General features: G+C 63.6%; 22 protein-coding genes. 7 read left to right on the top strand and 15 right to left on the bottom strand.

Annotated features, from left to right (window positions below; all coding sequences use genetic code 11):
• Positions 1–11: 11 nt before the first annotated feature.
• From BLQ92_RS28135 to BLQ92_RS28175, 9 genes are all read right to left on the bottom strand, one after another.
• Positions 12–1,166, bottom strand: a complete 1,155-nt coding sequence (locus BLQ92_RS28135; RefSeq protein ID WP_090689414.1) for an NAD(P)/FAD-dependent oxidoreductase — start codon at positions 1,164–1,166, stop codon at positions 12–14.
• On the bottom strand, positions 1,163–2,539 hold the full coding sequence (locus tag BLQ92_RS28140) for an FAD/NAD(P)-dependent oxidoreductase (RefSeq protein ID WP_090689417.1): 1,377 nt from the start codon (positions 2,537–2,539) through the stop codon (positions 1,163–1,165). The genes BLQ92_RS28135 and BLQ92_RS28140 overlap by 4 nt, the downstream gene beginning before the upstream one ends.
• A complete protein-coding gene (locus tag BLQ92_RS28145; protein ID WP_090689419.1) occupies positions 2,521–2,829 on the bottom strand; it encodes a (2Fe-2S)-binding protein in 309 nt (102 codons plus the stop codon). Before BLQ92_RS28145 ends, BLQ92_RS28140 begins: the two co-directional genes overlap by 19 nt.
• Positions 2,826–3,623 carry an amino acid ABC transporter ATP-binding protein gene (locus tag BLQ92_RS28150; protein WP_244106456.1) on the bottom strand — a complete coding sequence of 266 codons (798 nt, stop codon included), beginning with the start codon at positions 3,621–3,623 and terminating at the stop codon, positions 2,826–2,828. The genes BLQ92_RS28145 and BLQ92_RS28150 overlap by 4 nt, the downstream gene beginning before the upstream one ends.
• Before the next feature lie 47 nt (positions 3,624–3,670).
• The gene (locus tag BLQ92_RS28155; protein WP_090689423.1) at positions 3,671–4,375 is read right to left on the bottom strand and encodes an amino acid ABC transporter permease; all 705 of its coding nucleotides are present in this window, start codon (positions 4,373–4,375) and stop codon (positions 3,671–3,673) included.
• A 149-nt stretch (positions 4,376–4,524) separates the two neighbouring features.
• Positions 4,525–5,334, bottom strand: a complete 810-nt coding sequence (locus tag BLQ92_RS28160; protein ID WP_090689427.1) for an ABC transporter substrate-binding protein — start codon at positions 5,332–5,334, stop codon at positions 4,525–4,527.
• An 87-nt stretch (positions 5,335–5,421) separates the two neighbouring features.
• Positions 5,422–6,699 (bottom strand): NAD(P)/FAD-dependent oxidoreductase, encoded by a 1,278-nt coding sequence (locus tag BLQ92_RS28165; protein WP_090689429.1) that lies wholly within the window; start codon positions 6,697–6,699, stop codon positions 5,422–5,424.
• Between the two features lie 23 nt (positions 6,700–6,722).
• Positions 6,723–7,391, bottom strand: coding sequence for a haloacid dehalogenase type II (locus BLQ92_RS28170; RefSeq protein WP_090689431.1), 669 nt, complete (start codon positions 7,389–7,391; stop codon positions 6,723–6,725).
• Positions 7,392–7,827: 436 nt separating this feature from the next.
• Complete coding sequence (locus tag BLQ92_RS28175) at positions 7,828–9,309, bottom strand: aldehyde dehydrogenase family protein (protein WP_090689432.1); 1,482 nt, start codon at positions 9,307–9,309, stop codon at positions 7,828–7,830.
• 318 nt (positions 9,310–9,627) lie between these two features.
• On the opposite strand from BLQ92_RS28175, the gene BLQ92_RS28180 reads away from it, so the two are divergent.
• The 7 genes from BLQ92_RS28180 (at position 9,628) to BLQ92_RS28210 (ending at position 17,795) form a co-directional block, all read left to right on the top strand.
• Positions 9,628–10,818, top strand: a complete 1,191-nt coding sequence (locus BLQ92_RS28180) for an ATP-binding protein (RefSeq protein ID WP_090689436.1) — start codon at positions 9,628–9,630, stop codon at positions 10,816–10,818.
• 179 nt (positions 10,819–10,997) lie between these two features.
• Positions 10,998–11,861, top strand: a complete 864-nt coding sequence (locus BLQ92_RS28185) for a GNAT family N-acetyltransferase (RefSeq protein ID WP_244106455.1) — start codon at positions 10,998–11,000, stop codon at positions 11,859–11,861.
• Positions 11,862–11,921: 60 nt separating this feature from the next.
• Positions 11,922–12,857, top strand: a complete 936-nt coding sequence (locus tag BLQ92_RS28190) for a 2-hydroxyacid dehydrogenase (protein WP_090689439.1) — start codon at positions 11,922–11,924, stop codon at positions 12,855–12,857.
• Positions 12,858–13,133: 276 nt separating this feature from the next.
• The gene (locus tag BLQ92_RS28195) at positions 13,134–14,513 is read left to right on the top strand and encodes an aspartate aminotransferase family protein (protein ID WP_090689442.1); all 1,380 of its coding nucleotides are present in this window, start codon (positions 13,134–13,136) and stop codon (positions 14,511–14,513) included.
• A 183-nt stretch (positions 14,514–14,696) separates the two neighbouring features.
• The gene (locus BLQ92_RS28200) at positions 14,697–15,179 is read left to right on the top strand and encodes an Lrp/AsnC family transcriptional regulator (protein WP_090689445.1); all 483 of its coding nucleotides are present in this window, start codon (positions 14,697–14,699) and stop codon (positions 15,177–15,179) included.
• Positions 15,180–15,286: 107 nt separating this feature from the next.
• A complete protein-coding gene (locus BLQ92_RS28205) occupies positions 15,287–16,768 on the top strand; it encodes an NAD-dependent succinate-semialdehyde dehydrogenase (protein ID WP_090689448.1) in 1,482 nt (493 codons plus the stop codon).
• Positions 16,769–16,814: 46 nt separating this feature from the next.
• Positions 16,815–17,795, top strand: coding sequence for a M14 family metallopeptidase (locus tag BLQ92_RS28210; RefSeq protein ID WP_090689451.1), 981 nt, complete (start codon positions 16,815–16,817; stop codon positions 17,793–17,795).
• Positions 17,796–17,881: 86 nt separating this feature from the next.
• Here BLQ92_RS28210 and BLQ92_RS28215 read toward each other — a convergent pair whose 3' ends face one another.
• The 6 genes from BLQ92_RS28215 to BLQ92_RS28240 all read right to left on the bottom strand — a co-directional run bounded on the left by BLQ92_RS28215 (position 17,882) and on the right by BLQ92_RS28240 (position 26,339).
• On the bottom strand, positions 17,882–18,265 hold the full coding sequence (locus BLQ92_RS28215) for a cupin domain-containing protein (RefSeq protein ID WP_175772944.1): 384 nt from the start codon (positions 18,263–18,265) through the stop codon (positions 17,882–17,884).
• Between the two features lie 128 nt (positions 18,266–18,393).
• Positions 18,394–20,388 carry a hydantoinase B/oxoprolinase family protein gene (locus tag BLQ92_RS28220; protein WP_090689457.1) on the bottom strand — a complete coding sequence of 665 codons (1,995 nt, stop codon included), beginning with the start codon at positions 20,386–20,388 and terminating at the stop codon, positions 18,394–18,396.
• 13 nt (positions 20,389–20,401) lie between these two features.
• Complete coding sequence (locus BLQ92_RS28225; RefSeq protein WP_090689460.1) at positions 20,402–22,468, bottom strand: hydantoinase/oxoprolinase family protein; 2,067 nt, start codon at positions 22,466–22,468, stop codon at positions 20,402–20,404.
• Between the two features lie 61 nt (positions 22,469–22,529).
• On the bottom strand, positions 22,530–24,401 hold the full coding sequence (locus BLQ92_RS28230) for an ABC transporter ATP-binding protein (protein ID WP_090689463.1): 1,872 nt from the start codon (positions 24,399–24,401) through the stop codon (positions 22,530–22,532).
• A gap of 1 nt (position 24,402) precedes the next feature.
• Entirely contained in the window at positions 24,403–25,311 is a 909-nt protein-coding gene (locus BLQ92_RS28235) for an ABC transporter permease (protein ID WP_341807141.1), read from the bottom strand.
• A gap of 74 nt (positions 25,312–25,385) precedes the next feature.
• A complete protein-coding gene (locus tag BLQ92_RS28240) occupies positions 25,386–26,339 on the bottom strand; it encodes an ABC transporter permease (RefSeq protein WP_090689471.1) in 954 nt (317 codons plus the stop codon).
• Between the last annotated feature and the right edge of the window lie 59 nt (positions 26,340–26,398).

Here is a 26,398-nt window from a genome sequence, read left to right on the forward strand (position 1 = left end):
GATCTCCACTCCTATGCCGCCTGCGGCGCCTGAGCCGCGACGCTGGCGAAGCGGCGGATATCGAACGGTTCCAGTGGCGTGCTGGTCACGCCGGTATCGATCAATTCGGCCATCGTGTCGCCGACGCCTGGCCCGAGTTGAAAGCCATGTCCGCAGAAGCCGAACGCGTAATACAGGCCACTGACGTTGCCGCTCGGACCCATGATCGGACGGTCGTCGGGCATGTAGCCCTCAATGCCGCTCCACACACGGATGATATTGAGCTTCGACAACGCCGGCGCCACCCGGTACAACTGGCGGAACTGCAGCAGCGTGTTCTGCGGCAGCACGTAGGCGCGCCGCAAATCTGGATAAGCCGGGCCGCGTGCGCAACCGCCGATCACGACGTTGCCGCGCGCAATCTGCCGGAAGTACACAACTTCCTCGATCTGCGGCGACGACACGCCGACCACCGGGCGGATGCCGTAGGTGGTCGGCTCGGTGACGGCCATCTGCGGACCATGGACTGCAATCGGCACAGGCTCGCCGAACTGTTCGCTGAGCAGGCTGCCCCACGCACCGGCCGTCACCAACAGCAGCGGCGCATGGAAGCTGCGGCCATCGGTACTGGTGGCGCGAAACTCCGCGCCTTCTTTCTCGACGGTAGCAATTTCGGTGTTCTCTACGATCTGCGCGCCCAGGCGTGCGGCGGCCCGTCCGAATGCCGGAGCTGCGAGTCGCGGATTGGCGTGACCGTCCTTCTCCGAATACGAGCCGGCCAATACTTCGGGCCCAAGAAACGGGAAGCGCGCCTTCATCTCGGCGCCGCGTACCAGTTCGAGATTTAAACCGTAGTGGGCCGCTTCTTTCGCGTAGGTCTCGAACTGGTCGGCCTGTTCCTCGCGATAGCAGACGCGAATATGACCGGACATCAGAAACTCCGCGTCATGACCGATCAGTTCGGGCAGCTTGCCCCAGATCTCGCGCGAACGATTGGCAAGCGGCAATTGCGGCAGGAAGCGCCCCTGGCGCCGCACATTGCCGAAGTTGGTGCCGCTCGCCTGCTGGCCCACGAGGCCGCGCTCGAGCAAGATCACCGAGCGGCCCCGCTTGCGCAGGAAAAACGCCGTGGCCGCACCCATGATGCCGCCGCCGACAATGATCACATCTGCTTGCGCCCGGCTCATTCGACCTCCTCAACGGTAGCGATGGAAAGCGGCTTGACGGGCGCCTGCCCGCGCAGCCGGCCGACCTGTTCGACCGGCACGCTCGCTGCATCCGCGATGATTTCCGCCGCCGCGTGGCCGCAATAGCGTCCCTGGCAGCGCCCCATGCCGACGCGACTGAAGGCCTTCGCGCGATTGGCCTCGCAGGCGCCTTCTTCGCGGATCACACGGCGCAGTTCGCCCACCTTTACGCCTTCGCAACGGCATACCACGGTGTCGTCCGAGAGATGAGCAGCTTGCGCAGCGGGCCAAGGAAACGCTTCTAGCAGCCCGAGCCGGAAGCGATCCATCTTCTGTTGCTGGCGCTTCAAATCGTCCAGCGTGGCGGCCTCGATAGCGTGACCGAGGTCCTGCAACGCCGCGTAGGCGGCAAGGCGACCCGCCAGCTCGGCGCCATCCGCGCCGAGTACGCGTACGCCGTCGCCGGCGAGATACACACCGGGTTCCGAACTGCGGCCCAGTTCATCGATTTGCGGCAGCCACTGGCGCGACGGCTCGTCGAAGCGGAACGCACAGCGCGCCAAGTCGGCGAGTTGCGTTTCCGGACGCAGGTGATAGCCGAGCGCTACTGCGTCGCAGGTAATCTGCTGCACCCGCCCCTTGGCGTCGCGATAGTGCACGCCTTGCACGCCCGCGGCGTCCGAGCCAATAATCTCCAGCGGCTCGATGCCGTTCTCGACGACGACGCCCGCCTTTTTCAGGGAAGAAACGAGCGCGGCGCCCTTTTTCAGCACATCCAGCCGCGCCAGCAATTTCGGCAGCGCGCGCAGGCGCTGGCCAAACTTCGACGTGTCCAGCACCGCCGCCACTTGCGCACCGGCTTGCACGTACTGGCTCGCCACTAGATAGAGCAGCGGTCCCGAGCCCATGAACACGACCTTGCGGCCGATCGACACCGCTTGCGCCTTCAACGCAATCTGCGACGCGCCGAGGCTATAGGTCCCGGCAAATTGCCAGCCCTTCACCGGCATCAAGCGATCGGTCGCGCCTGGGCATAGGATCAACGCGTCATAAGGCAGCGCATTGGCAACCCCGTCGTGCACCACATGCAGCTTGCGCTCGGCGACATTCCACGCGAGCGTCTCCGGCCGGTAATCGATCTGCGGGCGCAAGCGTTCGAAAGTGCTGTGCAGGTCTTCCGCACGGGCGGCCTCGGTCCCATACAACTTCGCATAGGGTCGAGAGAAATTGTCCGGCTGACGGCGATAAATCTGTCCACCATCACGGCGGCTTTCATCGATGACGGTCGGGCGGATACCCGCGGCCAGCAGGGTCTGCGCACAGCGCACGCCGGCCGGTCCGGCACCGACGATGATTATGCGAGGTTGGCCCATTGCTCCTCCGCTTGAGTCGTTACAATCTGCAGGCCTTCGCTGACCACCGTAGTACAGGCGCGCAAGCGCTCGCCATCCGCAGTCCAGACCCAGCAGTCCTGGCACGCGCCCATCAGGCAAAAGCCCGCACGCACCTCGTTGCCGAACTCCGACTGACGCACGTGATCCACCGAGCAGAGCATCGCCACCAGCACGGTATCGCCCGCCAGTGCCTCGACCGCCTTGCCGTCCACGTGAATCGTCACGGTCTTGCGTCCGGTCTCGCCGAGCCGGATGAATCGTCCACTCATGCTGTTGCTCCCTGCGCGCGGCCATCGTGATCGACGGTTGCGACGCTATCGTTCACCGGATCGATCCGGTTGGTGAGGACGTGGCGCAGAAACTCGCGCGTGCGCGTCTCGCGCGGCGAACACAAGACCTGCTGCGCACTGCCCTCTTCGATGATCTGGCCGCCGTGCAGAAAGCACACGCGGTCGGCCACTTCACGGGCAAAGCCCATTTCATGCGTGACCACCAGCATGGTCATGCCTTCGCGCGCCAGCGTGCGCATCACCGCGAGCACTTCGCCCACCAGCTCCGGATCGAGCGCGGACGTCGGTTCGTCGAACAGAATCGCTTTGGGCTTCATCGCCAGCGATCGTGCAATCGCCACGCGCTGCTGCTGTCCGCCCGACAGTTGATGCGGATATGCATGCAGCTTTTCACCGAGACCGACCTTGCCGAGCAGTTCGATGGCTTCGCGGTGCGCCTCGTGCTTCGGTTCGCCTTTTACATGCACGGGGCCCTCCATCACGTTCTCGAGCGCCGTGCGATGCGGAAACAGATTGAAGCGTTGAAACACCATGCCGACTTGCGTCCGCAAGCGGTTGATGTGGCGCGAGCGTTGCTCGACGCGCTCATCCAACAGCTTGATTTCACCGGCATCGTAGGATTCGAGCGCGTTGATACAGCGCAGCAAGGTCGATTTGCCCGAGCCCGATGCACCGATCAGGCACACCACCTCGCCCTGCTTGATATTCAAGGAAATGCCTTTCAGCACCGGAACGGCGCCAAAGCTCTTGTGCACATCAACAATCTCGATCATCGCATCCTCGCTTGAGGCCTGATTTGTGAGCCCGCTCGAGGCCTCGTTTAGCGTTCGTACAGCCTTGTTGCCTTCATCTCGCGCTTACTCGGCCTTTTGTCGGCCTTGTGCTTGCCGAAACGCTTTTCCAGATGGCGCGTCAGGCTCATCAACGGCAGGCTCATCGCCAGATACCCCAGCGCCACCAGCGTATACACCGTCACGTTCTGGAACGTCGACGCGGCGATCAATTGGCCTTCACGCGTCATCTCGGCCACGGTAATCGTCGAGGCGAGCGACGAGTCCTTCAACATCATCACCAGCGTGTTCGCATACGGCGGCAGCGCGACGCGCACGGCCTGCGGCAGGATCACGCGGTACATCGTCTTCACGCGGCCCATGCCGATCGACTGGGCCGCTTCGAACTGGCCGGGGTCGACGGCTTCGATGCCCGAGCGGATGATTTCCGCCACATAGGTCGAATAGCCGAAACCCAGACCGATGATGCTCGCTTCGAGCGCCCCCATCTGAATGCCGATGTCGGGCAACACGAAGTAGATATAAAACAGCAGCACGATCATCGGCAGGCCGCGCACCACGTTGATCATCGCGCTGACCACCGTGACGACGCCCGGGTGTCGCGACATTTTCAACAGCGCCCAGACGAGTCCGAGCACGGTGCTCAATACCAGGCAGCCCAGCGTGATGATGATGCTCATCAGGGCGCCGCTAAACAGAATCGGAACAAAGTCGGTTATATCGCGCCAATGCATACGGTGTGCTCTTCAAAATCGGGGCCGTCGGCGGCATCAGAAGCAAACCGAGCCACGACGGTCGGGACGTAAGGAACAACCCGTTCACCGGCCAGGCGCGCTTGCCGGTAACGGGCTTTCGTCACACGAGGTTCGCGTTCACTTCACGATCAGCTCGCGAGATTCCACTTCTTCAGGATCGCGTTCAGCGAGCCGTCGGCTTTCATCTTCGTCAGCGCATCGTTGATCTTGGCGAGCAGAGCAGCGTTGCCCTTCTTCACGGCAATCGCGATGTCGAATTTCTGCATCGGCACGTAGTCGTCCACCACACGCGCGCCACTCAAACCGCCCGAGGCTTCCTGCGCCTTGAGGATCGGATAGTCGCTAAAGCCTGCGGTAATGCGGCCCAGCACCACGTCGCGCGTCATATCGGCCGGGCTGTCGTACATCTTCACTTCCTTGAAGATGCCAAGCTTGAGCAACTGGTCACCGTAATCAGTGCCAGTCGGCGCGCCCACGATGGTGCCCTTCAGGTCCTGCACCGACTTGTAATCCGTCTTGTTCGAATCCTTGACGATGATGCCTTCGCCAAACGCGGTGACCGGCTGCGAGAAATCGACCACTTCTGCGCGCTTCGGCGTCGGCGTCATGCCGGCCACGATGATGTCGATCTTGCCCGACACCGCCGACTGAATCAGCGCCGAGAACGGCACTGCGTTGAACGACACGTTAAAGCCTTCGCGCTTGCCGATGGCGTCCACCACGTCGGGCATCAGGCCTTCGATCTTCTGCGTCTTCACGTCCATGAAGGTAGTCGGCGCGCTCGACGGCGGCGAACCGGCGGTGAGCGTCGGCGTATCGGCGGCGTGGCTCAGGCTTGCGCCAAGCATCATCGAGAGGGCGACGCCAGCCTGGAGAGCGAAGCGTTGAACGGCTTGCAGGCGTGCTGCGGGGCGAAGCTCACGGGTAAAACGCAACATGGTCATCCTTGGAGTGTGGTGGTGAAAACCGCTGCGGCGCCGGGCGACGCAACGGCAAACATCGGGTACTGCCCCTTCCGCATCGGTTCAATGCAGAATGTCCTGCAAACGGTAATACGCGCCGACCAGCGGCAAGAACCAGGCGTGGCCGAAATGACCGGGAATCGCGGGCCATTCGAGCGTGCGCCATGGATTGCGCGTGGCGGCGCCGAACATCACATCGGCCATCGCGCGCCCCATATGCACCGACATCTGCACACCGTGGCCGCTATAGCCCATCGAGTAAAACAGGCCCTCATGCTGGCCCGCGCGCGGCAGCCGGTCCGCCGTCATGTCGACGAGACCGCCCCAGCAGTAGTCGAGGCGCACCTCGGCCAGCTTCGGAAAGTAGCCTGCGAGACCGGCACGGAGAATCCGGCCGCTCTTTTCGTCGGAGCGCGGGTTCGACATGGCAAAGCGAGCGCGGCCGCCGAACAGCAAACGGTTGTCCGCCGTGGTCCGAAAATAGTTGCCGATGTTGCGCGTGGTCACATAGGCGCGCCGCTTCGGTACGAGCTCGTCGAGTTGTGCGGTCGTCAACGGCTCGGTGACAACAATGAAGCTGCCCACCGGTGCGATGCGCCGCCGAAACCACTGCAACGGGCCGATCTGCGAAGCGCCTGTGGCAACCAGCACGCGTCCGGCCCGGATCGTGCCGAACTCGGTTTGCACTTCGTAACGCTCGCCATCGAGACGCTTCAGGCCCGTCACAGGCGTGTGTTCGAAAATGCGTGCGCCGTGCCTTGCGGCGGCGGTCGCAAGGCCGACACCGAACTTGCCCATATGCATCTGCGCACCGTTACGCTGCACGAGGCCGCCGTAAAACCTGTCCGAGCCGACCTCTTCGCGAATCCGTTCGGGCGGAATCAGTTCGACATCCGGATCGACATTGCGCACCAGCGATTCGTAGGTCTTGGCGAGCTTGTCGAAATGCCGGGGTTTCGCTGCGAGTTTGATCTTGCCGCCGCGAAAGAAGTCGCAATCGATCTTTTCCTCATTGACGATCGACGCCACCGTCGCCACCGCGCTCTCATATGCACGATAGAAATCGCGGGCCTTGTCGGCGCCGATGCGTTCCGCCAGCGCCGCGTAATCGTGCGCGAGCCCGGTGTTGCACTGGCCGCCGTTGCGGCCGGATGCTTCGCCAGCAATACGCCCGGCTTCCAGCACCGTCACCGGAATGCCGCGCTTGGCCAACTCGAGCGCGGCGGACAGGCCGGTGAAGCCACCGCCGATCACCACCACGTCCGCGCCGCCCTCGAGCGGGCCTTGTTGCCCGTCGAGAAACGGCGGAGCGGTGTCGAGCCAGTACGAATCGAGCTTCATCAGGTTCCTTCGCGCTTCAGGGCTTAAAGACCCACGACGCCGGCCAGACCGCCGATGTCCTTGATCTCGGTATAGTTGTAGTACGGCGTGGACGGTTCGTGACCGCGCGCGACGAACACCTTGTTCTTCACGCCGAGATCGTTGGCCGACATCAGGTCGTAACGCAGGCTCGACGACACGTGCAGGATGTCTTCCGGGCCGCAGCCGAGGTTATCGAGCATGTATTCGAACGCTTGCAGACGCGGCTTGTAGGCCTGCGCCATCTGCGCCGTATACACCGCATGGAACGGTGCGCCGAGCTTGTCGACGTTGCTCTGGATCTGATCGTTCGAGGCGTTCGACAGAATCACCAGCGGAATTTCCTTCGCGACCTTGGCAAGGCCTTCCGGCACATCCGGGTGCGGACCCCACGTGGGCACGGCGTCGTAGAAGCGCTGCGCTTCGGCGTCGTCGTAGGCGAGGTTCCAGCGCTTGAGCGTGCGGCGCACGGCGTTCTTCACGACTTCCTGATACGGCTTCCATGCGCCGAGAACTTCGTCGAGGCGATACGCGGCGAAGTCACGCACGAACTGTTCCATCTGCTCGGCGTTGACTCGGTCGGCGAAGATCTCGCGAGCCAAGTCGCCCATGCGGAAGCGGGTCAGCGTACCGTAGCAGTCGAAGGTGATGTATTTGGGCCTGAAGCGGGTCATGTCTATGTCCTGTAGTGGGCAATAGTCAGCGTTGGGGGCAACGCAGCGAGCGCTGCTGAAATGAATTACACCACCCCAAAAAATGCGGGTTGTCGTGTTATCGACGCCGCTGAACACACAATCCGCCGTTTTGTGCCGCCCGCGCAGCACACTATGCGGCGGCACTTTGGGAGTGCTGGGGATGCGTCCCGCTGGTGCGGGTATGCCCTGATACGGGCGCGCTCAACAAGGCTAATCAAGGCTCGGCGGGATGCGCGACGGGTCTGCACAAGCCGCCACGAAAACGACAACGGCCGCGTCGGAGACCGACGCGGCCGTCTTGGGAAGCTGAAACCGCCGTGTTCAGCAGCAGATCGTGCTGCGTGCGGCGAGGCTTATGTATGAGGTTTGGGGTTTGCCCGGCGCGTTAGCGCTCGTGTTCGCTTCCTTCGTGTATTCAAGCGCCCTGGTTGAGGTCGATCAGGACGCTCTTGAAACGCAGATTGGCTTCGAAGGCCTGACGCCCTAAATCCTTACCGAGTCCCGACTGCTTGTAGCCACCAGTCGGAATGACGAAATCGGCGGTCCGCCCATAGCGATTGATCCACACCGTACCTGCCTCGATACTGCGCATCGCTCGCAGGGCACGGCTCAGGTCTGCGGTGTGCACGCCCGCCGCCAGGCCATACTTTTCGTGGCTGGCCAGTGCGAGCGCCTCGTCCTCGTCGTCAAAGGTCTGCACCGTCAGCACAGGGCCGAACACTTCTTCGCGCACAGCCTCCGAGGCAGCGGTCACGTTGGTCAGGATGGTCGGCGCATAGAAGGCGCCCTCGCCCGCGACCGGCAGGCGCATGCCACCCGCGGCGATCTGCGCGCCTTGCGCGACGCTGCGCTCGACAATGCCTTCGATACGCTGTGCTTGCTTGGCTGAGATGATCGGCGGCAGTGTCGTGCCTGCGGCCCAGGTGTGCCCGGGCCGCAATGCGGCAAACGCAGCGCCGATGCCGTCGATCAGGCGCGGCGCTGCCGAGCGTTCGACAATCAAGCGTGACCCCGCCACGCACACCTGCCCTGCATTACCGGCAATCGCACCGGCGATGCGGCGCGCCACCAGGTCGAGATCCGGAGCATCCGCGAACACCACTTGCGGGCTCTTGCCGCCGAGTTCGAGCGTGACCGGCTTGGTGCCGGTCTGCGCGCAGGCCGTCATGATCGCGGCGCCGGTCTGGCTCGAGCCGGTAAAGGTCACCTTCGCGATCTTCGGATGACGCACCAGCGCGTCGCCCGTGATGCGTCCGTCGCCCTGCACGACGTTGAAGATCCCCGGTGGGATGCCGGCCTCGATTGCTAGCTCAGCGAGGCGCAGCACCGAGAACGGCGTCATTTCCGAGGGTTTCAGCACCACCGCGTTGCCAGCCGCGAGCGCTGGCGCGATCTTCCACGATGCCATCACCAGCGGGAAATTCCATGGCGCGATCGCGCCGATCACGCCATACGGTTCAGCGACGATCATGCCGAGATGGTCCGGACGGGTCGCCGCCACCTCGCCGCCGATCTTGTCGGCGAACTCCGAGTAGAAGCGGATGCCTTCGGCCGTGAACGGCACGTCCCACGCGGCGGCATCGCGGATCGGCCGGGTCGAGCCGACCGACTCCAGGCGCGCCAGTGTGTCCACATCCGCTTCGATCAACTCGGCCCAACGGCGTAGCGTGCGCGCACGGTCGCGCGGCGCGCAGCGGGCCCAGTCGCTGGTTTTGAAGGCGTGCCAGGCATTCTCGACGGCATGGTCCACCAGGTCGGCGTCGGCCACGGGCAGATCCGCGTACACCGTGCCATCCGAGGGGCGCGTCACATCGAGGGCGGCGGCGCCATCCACGTAGCGGCCACCAATAAAGTGCGCGCTGCGCACGGCGATCAGAGCGGGATCGAAGCTATCCATTGTGTCCATTCCAGTTCGCAGACGAGATGCGAATCATGGTACGGGCGATACCGTAGCATTTGCTGCCATGATGGCCGGGGGTGACCGCCAGAAGTGCGCGTTGTGAGGGGCGCGGGCAGTGGAGCGTGCGGCGTGATTTGTCTAACAATAAGACGCTTGTGCGAGCCGCAGAGGTGGTATCACATTGGGAGGCCCGAACCTTAGTTATGTGTTTTCGATAACTTCCATAAATTCGATACATTCCCCGTTCAATTCTCTGTACGGAGGTTAGCAAAATTATCTACAATTCATAAACTGCCTAAACTTGCTACAGAATCCATGGATCCCATCCTCAATCCCTATGCACCTGGAGCGGGGAGCCCGCCTCCTGAACTAGCCGGACGCAGCGAACTGCGCGAGGCCGTCCGCATCTGTATCGAGCGCTTGCGGCGCGGTAAAGCCGCCAAAAGCGTCCTCATGGTCGGCCTGCGCGGGGTGGGGAAAACCGTGCTGCTCGATCAGATGCGCAATGACGCGGAGGCTACAGGCGCGCACACGATACGCATCGAAGCGCCGGAGAACCGTTCACTCCCGGCAATCCTTGCACCACAACTGCGCCTGGCGCTGCTCCGTCTGAACCGGATCGAAGCGGCGAAGGACATGGCCGTTCGCGGGCTGAAGGCGCTTGCGGGTTTTGCCAGCAAGCTCAAGATGACATACAAAGATATCGAAGTTGGCCTCGATTACGATCCCGAGCCAGGACTGGCCGACAACGGAGAACTGGAGAGCGACCTGACCGCTTTGCTCGAAGAGGTTGGCAGGGCGGCCAAGGCAGGCGGCACAATACTGGTCATCTTCATCGATGAACTCCAGTATGTGGAAGAACCACAAATGGCCGCGCTGATATCGGCGCTTCACCGCTGCGCGCAAGCAAAACTGCCGGTGACGGTAGTCGGCGCGGGCCTCCCGCAGTTGCGCGGCCGGATGGGCGAAGCGAAGTCCTATGCGGAACGCCTCTTTCAATTTACCGAGATCGGAGCGCTAGCGAAGTCCGATGCCCAGTTCGCCATCGTGAAGCCGGCTGCCGACGAGGGAGTCGAGGTGGACGGGCCAGCGGTTGAGCGAATCGTCCACGAAACCAAGGGATACCCCTACTTTCTGCAAGAATGGGGCAAACACTCCTGGGACGCTGCCACTGCCAGTCCAATCACAGAGCTTGACGTCGTCAACGCGTCGAGGGAGGCGGTGGCCACCCTCGATGAAAGCTTCTTTCGGGTCCGGTTCGATCGACTGACGCCCGCCGAAAAGAAATACTTGCGGGGCATGGCCGAACTTGGACCGGGACCTCATCGCTCAGGCGATATCGCCGACCAGCTAGGTCGCTCCGTGCAATCGTTCGGGCCCATCCGGAGCAACCTGATTCTTAAAGGCATGATTTGGAGCCCAACTCATGGAGATACGGCGTTCACCGTCCCACTGTTCGATGAGTTCATGAAGCGGATAATGCCGGGCGATGACTGGAAGAACTAGCAGGTTGATTTAAGTACACCTTGCCAAAGCACGACTGTTCCTTCGAACGGCTTTATTCGGCAAGGTCATCCGCAAGTAGAGCGTGCGGTATTCCCGCCGATCTCCCCGCAATAAGATCGTCCTATCCGCGCCTCGCAGCCGGTGCCACATTAGGCAGGCATATTGAAGAGGAGTGGAAAGTGACTCAACCGCTTGCTGCAACACCCGTCCGGTTTCGTCCGCTGACGGCCGGCGATCTGCCCGCCGCGCACGAACTGTCGGTAGCGGTCAAATGGCCGCATCGCCGCGAAGACTGGGAATTCGCGCTGAACCTGGGCGCGGGCGTCGGCGCCGAGGATCCGAGCGGACTCCTGGGCACCGCCTTGCACTGGAAATTCGGCGCGGATCACGCCTCGCTCGGCATGGTGATCGTCGCCCCGGAGCAGCAAGGCCGCGGCATCGGTCGCGATCTGATGACCCGCACCATGGACGCGCTCGGTGAGCGCACCACCTTCCTGAACGCCACGCCCGCCGGCCAGCCGCTCTACGAAAAGTTCGGTTTCAAGGCAATCGGCAGCATCCACCAGCACCAGGGCACGGGCGGCGCGCATCCGCCGGCCGTGCAACTCGCGCCCGGCGAGCGGATTCGTCCGCTCGGCGCCCGCGACCCGGACCGGCTCGCGGCCTTGTTGAACCGGGCGGCCGGTTATGACCGCACGCAGGTGCTCGCCGCCTTGCTGAACGTGGCCGAAGGCGTGGTGCTCGATCGCGACGGCGAGCCGGTCGGCTTCGCGCTAATGCGCCGCTTCGGCCGCGGTCATGTGATCGGACCGCTGGTGGCGCCGCATATCGAAGGCGCGCAGGCCTTGATCAGCCACCTGGTCGGATCGAACCCCGGCAAGTTCGTGCGCATCGACGTCGATGGCGCATCCGGCCTGTCCGACTGGCTCGACGGCCTTGGACTGCAACAGGTAGACGCCGTCGTCACCATGGTGCGGGGCGCCGCGCCGCAGCCGGAAGGCACGGCACGGGTCTTCGCCATCACCAACCAGGCGCTGGGTTAAGCGCCAGCGGATTCAAACCCATCCCAGCCAACCCGAGCGAACTCTATCGGACCCCACGAGATGACCTTCCTCTACAAGGCCGACCCCGTGCGCGGCGCGCAGTGGGCGCGCCTGTTTGCCGAGAAAGCGCCGCAGATTCCCTTTCGCATCTGGCCGGACGGCAGCAGCGGCGACGACGCCCATGCGGTGCGTTACCTCGCTGTCTGGGAAGCGCCTCGCGATCTCGCCACGACCTTCCCTAATCTGGAAGTGGTGTTTTCGGTCGGCGCGGGCATCGACCAGTTCGATCTCTCAGCCATTCCCGCGCATCTGCCGGTCGTGCGGATGGTCGAACCGGGCATTGTGGCGGGCATGGTCGAATATGTGACGCTCGCCACGCTCGCGCTGCACCGCGACTGGCTGACCTATGCCGCGCAGCAACGCGAAGGCCGCTGGCAAGCGTTGCGCACCCGCGTCGCCAGCGAGAGGCGGGTGGGTGTGCTGGGACTCGGCGTACTTGGCCAGGCCGTCCTGACGCGCCTCGCCAGCTTCGGCTTTCAATGCGCAGGCTGGAGCCGTTCGCCGCGCACGCTCGATGGGATCGAATGCTTTGCGGGCACCGAGTCGTTGCCGCAATTCCTGGCTCGCACCGATATTCTGGTGTGCCTGCTGCCGCTCACCGGCGCGACGCGTCATATCCTGAACCGCGATCTGTTCGCGCAGTTGCCGCGCGGGGCCGCGTTGATCAACACGGGCCGTGGCGGCCATCTGCAGCAGGACGATTTGCTGGAAGCGCTCGACAGCGGGCAACTGAGCGCCGCCGTGCTCGATGTGGCAGACCCCGAACCGCTCGCCGCCGACCATCCCCTGTGGCGGCACCCGCGCGTCATGCTGACGCCGCACGTCGCCAGCATGACCCAGCCGGACAGCGCCGTCGAAGTGGTACTCGACAATCTGCGCCGTCACCGCGAGGGCGAACCGCTAATCGGTCTGGTGGACCGCGCACGCGGATATTGAAACGCCCGAAGCGTGCCTCGCGCACGCTTCCCCGCCCGCGCGGCGCGCTTCTCTAATCGTTACCCCCGCATCCAGCCCTCTTTCCCCCGCAGCACAAAATGCTGCGCTGCCCGCAAAAACACAATTCCCGCCTTCCGGCCGCGCCGAATCCGAGCGTCTTCGTTGTTTCTGTCCCGCTACCATGGTTTGCATGCGGTTCGCGCCCGCGGCACGCGTTGCGCGCACCTTCCCGGCACTTCGTGCATTGCTGCGCGCACAACTCACGCACTCCATACCATGTCCACGTCCTCACTGATCGAATCCGACCGCAAACATCTGATCCACCCGGTTGCCAGCCTGCGCGCTCATGAGCAGCGCGGCGTCACCATTCTCGAATCGGGCCGCGGCGCCTGGCTGCGCGATAGCGAGGGCAAGGAACTGCTCGATGCCTTCTCCGGCCTGTGGTGCGTAAATACCGGTTACGGCCGCGACAGCATCGTGCGGGTGGCCACCGAACAGATGAGCCGCCTGCCGTATGCCACCGGCTATTTCCATTTCGGCTGCGAACCGGCCATCCGGCTCGCAGAGCAACTGGTCGAACTGGCGCCTGACTCGCTGCGTCACGTGTATTTCACGCTGGGCGGATCGGATGCGGTGGACGCGGCGATCCGCTACATCACGAACTTCTACAACGCGACCGGCCGGCCGCAAAAGAAGCAGTTCATCGCATTGGAGCGCGGGTATCACGGTTCGTCGTCGGTAGGGGCGGGACTGACCGCGCTCAGCACATTTCATCAGAACTTCGATGTGCCGCTCGCGAACCAGCATCACATTGCGTCGCCGTATCCGTATCGCAGCGAGGTGGGTGACGATCCGCAAGCGGTGATCGACGCCTCGGTTGCCGCGCTGCGTGCGAAGGTCGAGGCGCTTGGCGCCGAGCGCGTGGCCGCCTTCTTCTGTGAACCGGTGCAGGGCTCGGGCGGCGTGATCGTGCCGCCCAAGGGCTGGCTCAAGGCAATGCGCGATGCATGCCGCGAACTCGACATCCTGTTCGTCGCCGATGAAGTCATTACCGGCTTTGGCCGCACCGGTCCGCTGTTCGCGTGCGCCGCCGAAGACGTCGAACCGGACCTGATGACGGTCGCCAAGGGACTCACCGCCGGCTATGCGCCGATGGGCGCCGTGCTGATGTCCGACGAGGTCTATAACGGCATTGCCGATGGCGCGGGCACCGGCTCGGCCGTCGGTCACGGTCAAACGTATTCGGCGCACCCAGTGAGCGCGGCAATCGGTCTCGAAGTACTGCGGCTTTATCACGAAGGCGGCCTGCTCGCCAACGGCGTGGCTCAAGCGCCGCGCTTCGAAGCCGGCCTGCGCGACCTGCTCGACCATCCGCTGGTGGGCGACGCGCGCAGCCGCGGCCTGCTCGGCGCGCTCGAACTGGTGGCCGACAAAGCCACCAAGCGCCGCTTCGACCCGGCGCTGAACCTGAGCGAGCGCATCGCCACCACGGCCTATCGCAACGGGCTGATCTTCCGCGCCTTCAACGACAACATCCTCGGCTTCGCGCCCGCACTGTGCTACCAGCGCGAGGAGTTCGACGTGATGTTCGAACGCCTGCGCAAGACGCTCGACACCGTGCTGGAAGCGCCCGAAGTGCGCGCCAGCCTTGCCTGAGGACGTACCCACGGCTAGGCTCGGGCAGAGGCCGTCCGGCTGTCACGCGCGGCGGTGTAATCCGCCGAAAGGCTTGCTGCGTAAGGGTTTGCCGTGAAATTTTTTCATGACGGGGCGTGCTACGATAGTTCCGTTACCGCGCTTCCATAGGTCATTGCCTCCGTGTCAACCAACGCTAGTTCAATGAAGCTGGACCGCATCGATCTGCGCATCCTGTCCCAGCTCCAAAAGAAGGGCCGCATAACCAATGTCGACCTCGCGGATGCGGTCGGCCTGTCGCCGAGCCCGTGCCTGATTCGCGTGAAGCGTCTCGAGAAGGCGGGGTACATAGCGGGCTACGGCGCGCATCTGCAGCTCAACAAGCTCGGCGACGTCCAGCTCGTGTTCACCGAGGTGACCTTGCAGGATCATCGGCGCGAAGACTTCGCCAAGTTCGAGGCCAGCATCCGCACGGTCGACGAAATTGCCGAGTGCCACCTCGTGAGCGGCGGCTACGACTATCTGCTCAAGTTCGTCACGCGCAGCGTCGTGCATTACCAGACCGTGATGGAAAATCTGCTGGAGCGCAATATCGGCATTGAAAAGTACTTCAGCTACGTCGTGATCAAGTCGCCGTTCGTGAAGAACCATTACCCGATCGAGAGCCTGTTTCCGCTGACTGACTGAACGAATGATTGATTGATTGAATGGCGCGCAGTCGGCGCCATCGCCTCAAGGTCAGCGGCCAAGGCGCTCTATTTCGTTATCCTCAACTCTTATTCCCGGCGGTTGCCATGCCACTCACACTCCAGCGCCCCGAACTCTCCCGCTCACACAACTTCATCAATGGCGAGTGGTGCGATGCCGTCGGCGGCGCCCGCTATCCCGTCAGCGACCCGGCCACCGGCGCCGAATTTACCAGCGTCCCCGATAGCAGCGACGCTGACGCAAAGGCCGCGGCCGATGCCGCGCACACCGCGTTCGACAGTTGGCGCGAGCGCACGGCCCGCGAACGTGCGCAGTTTCTCAAACGCTGGCACGCAGCGATCGTCGCCAACAGCGAAGACCTGGCGCGTATCATTTCGCGCGAGCAGGGCAAGCCGCTCGCCGAAGCGCGCGGCGAAGTGGCGTATGGCGCGTCGTACGTGGAGTGGTTTGCGGAAGAAGCCGTGCGCAGTTACGGCGACATGATGCCCGCCTTGATGCCCGGCAAGCGGATGATGGCGGTGAAGGAACCGGTCGGCGTGGTCGCGGCTGTGACGCCGTGGAATTTCCCGCTGGCGATGATCGCCCGTAAGATTGCCCCGGCTCTGGCAGCAGGCTGCACGGTGGTCGCCAAACCAGCAGAAGATACGCCGCTTACGGCACTGGCCCTCGCGCGTCTTGCCGAGGAAGCCGGATTGCCCGCGGGCGTGCTGAACGTGGTCACTGCGTCGCGCGAGCATACGCCGTCAACCGTCGCGAACTGGCTTGCCGATTCCCGGGTGCGCAAGATTACCTTCACCGGCTCGACGCCGGTCGGCAAGCACCTGGCGCGCGAATCTGCAGATACGCTCAAGAAGCTCTCGCTGGAGTTGGGCGGCAACGCCCCGTTTATCGTGTTCGACGATGCGGATCTCGACGCCGCGGTCGACGGCTTGATGGCATCGAAGTTTCGCAATGGCGGCCAGACCTGCGTGTGCCCGAACCGGGTCTATGTGCAAAGCAGCGTATACGACGCCTTCGCCCGCAAGCTGGTGGACCGTGTGGCCGCCCTGCGGGTGGGGCCCGCTACGCGCGACGACTCGCAGATCGGCCCCATGATCAACGCTCGTGCGGTCGACAAGATCGAGCGTCACGTGCAGGACGCGCTAGCGCACGGCGCAGTGGTGCTGACCGGCGGCCGCCGTCTGCAAGGCGAAGGCCTCGACGGCCCGCACTACTACGCACCCACCGTCCTCGGCGACGCCAATCGCGAGATGGCGCTGTTCCGCGAAGAGACCTTCGGTCCGGTCGCGCCCTTGTTCCGCTTCGACAACGACGCCGACGTGCTGCGTGAAGCCAACGACACGCCGTTCGGACTCGCGGCATACTTCTATTCAAGCGATGTGCGCCGTATCTGGCGCGTCGCCGGACGGCTCGAAAGCGGCGTGATCGGCATCAACGAGGGCGCGGTCGCGAGCGAGGCCGCGCCGTTCGGCGGCGTGAAAGAATCGGGCTACGGCCGCGAAGGCTCGCGCTACGGGCTCGACGATTACCAGCACATCAAGTACCTTTGCCAAGGTGGTCTTGCTTGACCCCTGCAAAAACCCCCGTTTTTATCGACTGCGAATGGACGCTCTCATGACAACCGAATCCCCGCAGCAGGACCACGCTTATCCGGTCGACGTCGAGTTTCCCGACCTGAGCGGCTATGCAGCAGGCAACACCGGCGTTCCGTACGTCTACACGTTCGACAGCGGCGCGCCCGGCCCGCACGTGATGATCAACGCACTCACGCACGGCAACGAAGTGTGCGGCGCGATCGCGGTCAAGGCGCTGCTCGATCTTGGCGTACGGCCGCGTCGCGGCAAGCTCACGCTCGCGTTTGCGAATATCGACGCTTACCTGAGCTTCGATGCTTCCAAACCAGACGCATCGCGCTTCGTCGATCAGGATTTCAACCGCGTTTGGACTGCGGCGAAGCTCGATGATGCAAGCGCGGATTCCAGCGAACTACGGCGTGCGAGGGCCATGCGTCCGGTGATCGATACGGTGGATGCACTACTCGACCTGCATTCGATGCACGAGCGCAGCGCGCCGCTGATCGTTTCGGGTCCACTGGACAAAGGCATTGCACTGGCGCGCGCACTGGGCACACCTGCCACCGTCATCAGCGATGCAGGTCATCCGGAAGGGCGGCGCATGCGCGACTACGCGGATCTCGGCGATCCGCACAGCCCGCGCAATGCACTGCTGGTGGAATGCGGCCAGCATTGGGAGCCGTCGGCCGTGGTGGTGGCGAAGGACTGCACAGCACGTTTTCTGGTGCTAGCCGGCGCGCTCGATGAATCCGACCTGCCGCCCGACTGGTTTGCACCGAAGCCGGATGCGATCCGCGTGATCCGCGTCACGCAACCGGTGGTGGCAAAGAGCATGGATTTCCGCTTTGCCGACGCTTATACCGGTCTCGAGACGTTTGCCAAAGCGGGTACCGTGATCGGCTGGAACGAGGGCGAGCCAGTGGTCACGCCTTACGACAATTGCGTGCTGGTGATGCCGTCGTTGCGGCAACTGAGGCCCGGGGTCACGGTGGTGCGGCTGGGGCAGTTGCTGGAGAGTTGAATGGCGAACTGAGCTGAGAATTGCGCGCAGCAGTCAGCGCGAGGCGTGAAGCAGCGTTCACAGCGCCCCGCTTCACGCCGGCTCACTCAAACGTTCTGCACAAACATATACTGCTTGGTGACCTTCTCGGTCACTTCAAACACGCCGCGAAAACCCTCCGGCACCATCACCGCATCGCCCGGTCCGAACGGCTTGCGCTCGCCCTCATCGGGCACAATTGCGCCGATCCCCGACAGTACGTGAAAGAACTCGAACTGCCCATGCGGGAAATCGATCCGCCATGCGCCCGCGGTGCCGCTCCAGATGCCCGTGCTGACCTTGCCGTCGGCGCGCTCGAAAACGGGCCAGTCGCGGCGCTCGGGCTGACCGCGCAGCAGCCGCTCAGGGCTCAGCGAGAGCGGCGTGCCCTCGCCCTGCGGCTCGTTGAAACACACGCTCTGCGCGGGGCTAACAGATGAAGTCTGCGACATGGCTTGATGCTCTCTGAAGTAGTTCGATGATGGTGTTAAAGATTCTAGCCAGCGCATCCAGCTAGCCGATTGCGTTTTGCAGGCTCGTTAAAGCACGACATTGCAACGATGCCCGCGTCAATGGCATCTCAACTCGCGCGCTGCAATTCTGGCCATGAGTCACGCAACTGCGCAAAGATCTTTTCGATGACCTCAGCGCCTCCGCCCGCTACTTCGGCATGTGCGTCCAACGCGTCGAAGATACGATGCTTGATGAAGTAGCGCCATTGCACCGGCACCTCCGCCAGAATCGCCGTCAGCGCAGCGTAGCGCTCGCGCGTCCATTTCGCCTCGAACGCGTCGCGATACGGACCGAACTCGAACGCCGGCACCGCCGTATTGCGGGTCATGGCCTGTGCCTGGTCCCGTAGCGCGATCGTCTCGCGCAAGTCGATCTCGCCGTCGACGATTGCCACCGCATAGACCTCGCGCGCTTCCTGCGCCGTGATATAACCGCGCCGCACGTCCTCGCATACCCGCTGAACGTCGCGCTCGATCGGCCGGCCATAGCCACCCGCGCCCGCCCCCACCAGCCGAATCACATCGCCCGGATTGCAGATCACCAGATCGGTATTGCCCAGTTCTTCTGCTTGCGGCGTGTCCGGGTTCTTCGTAAAGCGAGCATTCGCACCCGCATGGCCGCCGCGCACGCCCCACGAGGCAAAATGCGTGCGGTCGCGGTTGCGCGCTGTGACAAGCGTATTCGGTGAAAACACCTTGAACTCCATCACGAGCCCCTGGCCGCCGCGAAACTGACCGGCCCCGCCCGAACCCGGCGCCACCCCATAACGCGTGATGCGAATCGGTACCTCGGCCTCGTTGATCTCCACGGGCGTGTTGCGCAGAAACGCGTTGTTCGCGCCGGAACCGTCTTCGCCGTCGTCGAACGACATGCCGCCAGCGCCGCCCCCAATGGGTCCAATCGATGCCATCACCGTGCTGCCATTGCGGTCCATCGTCTTGACGCTGAGAATCGACAGGCCGCCTGCGGGGCAGGCCGCGAGCCGCTCGGGAACCGCCTGCGAAAACGCACCGAAGGTCAGCAGATGCAGCAGCTTGCAGGTGAGGCTGCGCATGCCGACCGCCGCCGGCCGCTGCGCATTGACCACCGTGCCCTCGGGCAGTACGCAGCGCGCGACCCGCAGCATGCCGCTGTTGAGCAGAATCTCGGGATTGAGCGTGTACAGCACATAGACAAAGCCGACCAGTGCCAGCGCGTGCCGCTCGCGGCCGCCGGTCGGGATGTTCAGCGACGACTGCAACTGCGGGTCGCTGCCGGTGTAGTCGAATTCGACGCTGCCATCGTGGATCCGCAGCGTCAGCGCGACGCGCATCGGCTTGCCGCGCACCGAGTCTTCGTCGGCGTATTCAGCGAAGAAATACTCGCCATCGGGAATACCGCGCATGACGGTGCGCGCCTGCTCCTCCGAGTAATCGAGCAGCGCCTGCATACCTGCCTTGAAGCCGTCGATGCCGAACCGCTCGATGATCTCCAGCACGCGCCTTTCACCCGTATGCAGCGATGCCAGTTGCGCATGCAGGTCGCCGACGTTTTGCTCCGGCACGCGCACATTGGCGGCCATGATGCGCAACAGATCCTCATCGAGCACGCCGCGGCGGACAATCTTGGTGGGCGGAAAACGGATGCCCTCCTGCTCGATTTCGGTCAACGTGCGCGACAGCGACGCCGGCACGGCGCCGCCCATATCCGTGTTGTGAATATGACCGCCGACGAAGCAGACAATCTCACCTTCGTAGAACACCGGCTTCCACAGCACGATATCGGGCGTGTGCGTGGCGACGAAGCCGCTGTATGCGTCGTTGGTCATGCCGATATCGCCCGGCTCGTAGTCATCGATCATGCCGATCACCGGCCCGTAGTCGAGGCCGACATACCAGGTGGCGCCGAGCGTTTTCGGCGACGCGAACGTGAGGCCATCCGGCGTCGTGATCGCGCACGAGAAGTCTTCCGTCTCTTTCACAAAGGTCGAGTGTGCGGTGCGCACCAGCGTGTACGCCATGCTTTCCGCCGCGGCGACGCAATAGTTGGCAAAAATCTGCAGCACTGCCTTGTTGAATTGCATTCCCGGCTCCGTTTCAGTTCGCGCCAACATAAGTAAGAATCAGATTGCCGTAGGTATCGACACGTCCAGTAAACCCGGGCAGCACACAGGTGGTGCAGTCGTCCTGCGCGATCACGGCCGGTCCGGCGATCCGCTGGCCAGCCAGCAGTTTGGCGCGGTGAAACAGCGCCGCGTCATGGAACGTGCCGTCCATCCAGACCTTCACCAAGGCATCCGGCACTGGCGCCTGCTCACTCGCTTCGATCGGTCGCAATGCGGGCTTGGGCGTCACTGAGGCAATCACGAGCCGCAGCGCCACCACCTGGATCTTTGCTGTCAGGTCGCTGTGGCCGTAGAGCCGCGCGTGCTCGCCGTGGAACGCATCGCTTAGTGCGGTCATGTTCCGTTCCTGAAGCCATGCCAGCTCAAGCGGGGTGTCGATCTCGAATGACTGCCCCTTGTAGCGCATGTCCGCCGAGACAGTGATGCGCGCCGAGCGCTCGCCTTCCGGCTGACCCGACCCACCCGTCTCAGCCGCGATCCACGCTCGCGCAGCAGTTTCCAGCGCACGGGCATCGTCGCGCAGCGCGTCGAGCGCAGCGGCATCGAGGTCGTAATAGGTGGTCTTGACGAAATCGTTCTTGGTGTCGGCAATCAAGCCGCCAAGCGCGCTCAGCACCCCGGGAGCCGTGGGCACGACAACCTGCTCCATGCCGAGCGCCCGCGCGAAATAGCACGCCAGCATCGGCCCCGCGCCGCCGAAAGGCAAAAGAGAGAACGTCCGCGGATCGATGCCGAAGCGCGAGACGATCCGGCTCACCCCCGCATACATGCCCGACACCGAGACGTTGACGATCGCTTCGGCAGTCCGGTGGCGATCGGAACCGAGCCGCTGGGCCAGCGCATCGATTGCGCGGCACGCGGCGTCGTGGTCGACCTTCACCGAGTTGTAGCCCAGGCTGGCGTTGCCGATCACGCCCATCACGGCAAAGGCGTCGGTGATGGTCGCACGCGTGCCGCCCCGCCCGTAACAGACGGGACCGGGGTTTGAGCCGGCGCTCTCCGGCCCGACCTTGAGCACGCCGAAGTCGTCGACCCACGCAATCGAGCCGCCGCCGTCGCCAATGGACGATACCGAGACCGACGGAATATGAATCTGAAAGTCGCCGATATATTCACCGGTTGCGTATTGCGGCTCGCCGTCGATGATCAGCGCGACGTCTGCGGTCGTGCCGCCGATGTCGAGGCTCATGCAATGCTTCAGGCCGCACAGTTGTGCAACATAAGCCGCGCCGATCACACCGGAAGCCGTGCCGGACAGGATCATCTGCACGCAGTTGGTCTTGCCGGTTTCGGCGCTCATCACGCCGCCGTTCGACTTGGTGACCTTCATGTCCGCCGCGATGCCGGTTTCGCGCAGCGCACGCTGCAGCGACGACAGATAGTGCGACACCTTGGGCTGCACATACCCGCCAATCACCGCCGTCGAGGTGCGTTCATACTCGCGGATGATCGGCCAGACGTCGCAGGAACACGAGACGAAAAGGCCCGGCTCGGCACGCTCGATGATCGCCTTGACCGCATGTTCATGCGCCGGATTGCGATACGAATGCAGCAGCGACACCACCACGCCTTCACAGCCGGCGCGACGCAGCTTCTCGAGTGCGTCAAGCACGCTCGCTTGATCCACCGGCGTCTCGACCGTGCCGTCCGCGTTGAGCCGCTCCACGATGCCGAAGACGCGCTCGCGCGGCACTAGCGGCGCAGGGCGCTTCGACATCAGGTTGTACATATCGGGGCCTTTCAGCCGCGCGATATCCAGCACATCTTCGAAGTGACGTGTCGTGATCAGGCCGAGCTTCAACCCCTTGCGCTGAACCACGGCGTTGACGCCCACCGTCGTCCCGTGCGTGAAATAGGCAACCTCACGGGGATCGACACCGTAGCGCTCGGCAAGCCCTTCCATACCGCGCAGGACTTCGGCACCTGGACTGTCTGGCCGGGAAAACACCTTCAGCGTCTTTAGTTCACCCGTCTCATCATTCAGTACTGCGAAGTCGGCAAACGAGCCACCGATATCCACGCCGATTCTCAAGCCCATGAAGTTTTTTCCTTTTGCGCGGCTTAGGTCAGTTCAGGTTGGGCAGATGCGGTATCCCGGCTCATACCACTGTGCCTTCGCGCACCGCCGGAATCTGCTTCTGCAGGCTTATCAAATCCAGTTCCGTGCGATGGCACAACACTTCAGCGCCGTTCGACAGTTGCCGGCGCGCCGGTGCCGTGGTGTTGCACAAGCCATCTACACGCAACGGACAGCGCCCGAGGAACGTGCACAGCTCCGAATGCTCCGCACGCGGCCCGATCGACGGCAACTCGCTATGACAGCGGACGGTCGCCTCGTCGAGCCAGCCCGTGCGCAACTCCGGCGCCGACGAAATCAGCAGATCGGCATACGGATGGAACGGCGGCGCACACAACGCTGCGCGATCGCCCGCCTCGACGCGACGCCCTGAATACAGCACGACGATGTCATCGCTGATGGCGCGCATCTTGCCGATGTCGTGAGTAATGAACAGGTACGAGACGCCCAGCTTGCGTTGCAGATCGGCGAGCAGATCGAGAATCGCCGCCCCCACCACCGTATCGAGCGCCGAGGTCACCTCGTCGCACAGAATCAGGTCAGGCTCGGCCGCCAGCGCCCGCGCCAGGTTGATCCGTTGCTTCTGCCCACCGGACAATTCGCCGGAGCGGCGCGTCGCAAGCGCAGCAGGCAGGCGTACCAGATCCAGCAACTCGACAACGCGCTGCCGCGCGCGCTCGCCCTTCATGCCGTGATAGAACGCGAGCGGCCTCGACAGAATCCGTTCAACCGTATGCACGGGGTTCAAGGCCGTATCGGCGTTCTGAAACACGATCTGGATACGCCGGAACTGTTCCTTGGTGCGCCCGTTAAGACGCTTGGGCATCGGTTCGCCGTCGAGCAGCAACGAACCGCTTGCCACCGGCACCAGCCCCGCGATGACCTTCGCAAGGGTGGTCTTGCCGGAACCGGATTCGCCGATCACGCCGACGGTTTTGCCGCGGTGAATCACCAGATCCACGTCGTCCAGAATGCGCGCGGCAGGAAAGCCCTTCGCATCGACCTTGCCGTAACCCGCAACCAGACGTTTGACCTCCAGCAACGGCCGCTCGTCGGCTCCGGCCACAGGACGAACGTCAGGACGCGCACCACGCGGTGTGGGCATGACCGCGGCGATCAGGCTTTGCGTATATGCATGGGCTGGCGCATTGAGAATCTGCGCCGTGCCGCCCACTTCGCGAATCTCGCCATCGCTCAACACCACGATGCGGTCAGCCATCTGTGCAACCACCGCCAGATCATGCGACACATAGACAGCCGTCGTGCCGAGCTCTTTCACAACCCGCTTGAACGCCTGCAGCACGTCGATCTGCGTGGTGACGTCGAGCGCCGTGGTCGGCTCGTCGAGAATCACCAGTTCCGGGTCTGTGATCAGCGCCATCGCCGCCAGCAGCCGTTGCAACTGTCCGCCCGATACCTGGTGCGGATAGCGCTTGCCGATCCGTTCGGGGTCGGGCAGCGCCAGCGCGCGGAACAACTCAATGGCTTTGGCCTGTGCCGCGGACTTGCTCATGAGCCGATGGATCAGCGCGCTCTCGATCACCTGATCGAGAATCGTGCGCGCCGGATTGAAGGCCGCTGCCGCGCTTTGCGCAATATAGGCAACCTTGCGGCCGCGAAGCGAGGCCAGTTGCTCGGGCGAGAGCGCACGCACGTCGCACTCGCCCACCCGGATCGAGCCGCCGGCAATCCGGCAACCGGTGCGGGCGTGGCCCATCAGCGACAGCGCGATCGTCGTCTTGCCCGAGCCGGATTCGCCGATCAGCGCGAGCACCTCACCGCGCGCCACCGTAAAGTCGATATCGTGCACGATGGTGGTTTCGGGCCGCCCTTCACTGCTGCCCACTACTCGCAAGCCGCGCACTTCAACGAGGTTATCGTGTGTCGTAGTCATTTCAGCGAGCCTCCGCGGCACGGCGCAAACGCAGACGCTTGCCACGCCCAGGCAAACCGTCGATCAGCAGGTTGACGCCGACCGTCAGGATTGCAATCGCAATGGCCGGCATCAACACCACGGGCGCGCCGTCACCCAGCCCGGCGATGTTTTCTCGCACCAGCGACCCGAGGTCCGCATTCGGCGGCTGGACGCCCAGGCCAAGGAAGCTCAAGCTGCTCAGCAACAGCACCACGAACACGAAACGCAAGCCGAGATCGGCTAGCATCGGATGAATCATGTTCGGCAGGATTTCCACGCAGCAGATATAGATGGCGTTTTCGCCGCGCACCTTTGCCACCTGCACGTATTCGAGCGCGCTGATGTTCACCGCGAGCGAACGCGCAATGCGATAAGCGCCAGGCGTATAGCTGATTCCTGCCGTCAGCACCAGCAAGGTCAGCGACGAACCGAACGCCGCCACGATCATCAGCGCGAACATCTTGGTCGGAATCGAACTCACCGCATCAAGGACGCGGCTCATGGTCTCATCCACTGCGCGTCCCGCGACGGCGGCCAGCAAGCCGAGCCCGGTCCCGCACAGGGCGGCAAACAGGGCCGCCGCCAAGGCCAGCAACACGGTGAGGCGGGTGCCGTACATAATGCGGCTCAGCATATCGCGCCCCAGGTAGTCCGAGCCGAGCGGCAGATGGGAGCTGAACGGCGCGAACACGTCCTGCGTGACGATCGCGCCGACCGGATAGGGCGCGAGCCACGGTCCGAAGATCGCCACCAGCAATGCCAGCGCCACCATGGCAGCGCCGATCCAGCCACTCAGCGAGAGCGACGGCATGCGGCGCGCAGGCCGCTTGACCGGGGGCGTCGGCGCAGCGCCGCCGCCGGACGGCACGGGTGAGTGAGGGGCGGGCATGGCAGAACTCCTTCTGAGCGCCGCATCGGCATGCGTCGGTGAACCAGGATCGACGGGGGACGGATGTGGAATATTCATGTCCGCAACCTCGGGTTGGAAACGATCGCGCACAGATCCGCCAGCAGCACCAGAATCAGATAGCCGAGGCAAAAGATCAGCGTGCAGGCCTGTACTAATGGCATGTCGCGATTGCTGACCGCATCCACCATCAGGCGCGCGAGGCCGGGATAGTTGTAGATCGTCTCGACGATGATCACCCCACCCAGCAGATACGACAGGCTCAGCGCTACCGCATTGGCAATCGGGCCGATCGCGTTCGGCAGCGCGTGCAGCAGCACCACGCGGGCCGGGCGGGCGCCCTTGAGAATCGCCATCTCCACATACGAGGAGCCGAGCTGTTCGATCACTGCCGCCCGCGTCATCCGCGCCATCTGCGCGATGATCACGCAGCACAGCGTAATGACCGGCATCGCATAGGCACGCATGAAGTGGTCGAAACTGTCGATCTCGCCGCCGTACGACAGGGCCGACAGCCAATGCAACTTGACCGCGAACACCAGCACCGCGAACGTGGCGATCAGGAATTCGGGCGTCGCCACCAGCGCCAGCGTGCCGAGACTGACGATGCGATCGAGCAGCGAGCCGCGCTTCACCGCGGCGAGGATGCCCAGTGAAATCGCAATCGGCACCGAGACGAGCGTGGTGATGGCGGCGAGTTGCAGCGACTTCGGCAAGCGGCCGGCAATCATCTCGCTGACCGGCAGGTTGCTCGACAGGGACAGTCCAAAATCGCCGCGCATCAAGCCTACGAGCCAGTGCAGATAGCGCAGGTAGGCCGGCTGGTCGAGGCCGAACTGCAGCCGCAAGGCGGCGATCGTTTCCGGCGTCGCCGCCTGACCGAGCGCCTGTTGCGCAGCGTCGCCGGGCAGCAGGTTGGTAATCGTGAAGATGATCATCGACACGATCAGCAGAATCAGCAGCGTCAGCGCAATGCGCCTGACGATCAACGCCGCAATGGTCTGGTTCATCGCACAGGCCTCCTGGGAGGAATGCAGGGGCAGTGGCGGAACTCGCGCTCCGCCACTGG

The sequence above is a fragment of the Paraburkholderia phenazinium genome (assembly GCF_900100735.1).
In the GTDB taxonomy this organism is placed as follows: Bacteria; Pseudomonadota; Gammaproteobacteria; order Burkholderiales; family Burkholderiaceae; genus Paraburkholderia; species Paraburkholderia phenazinia.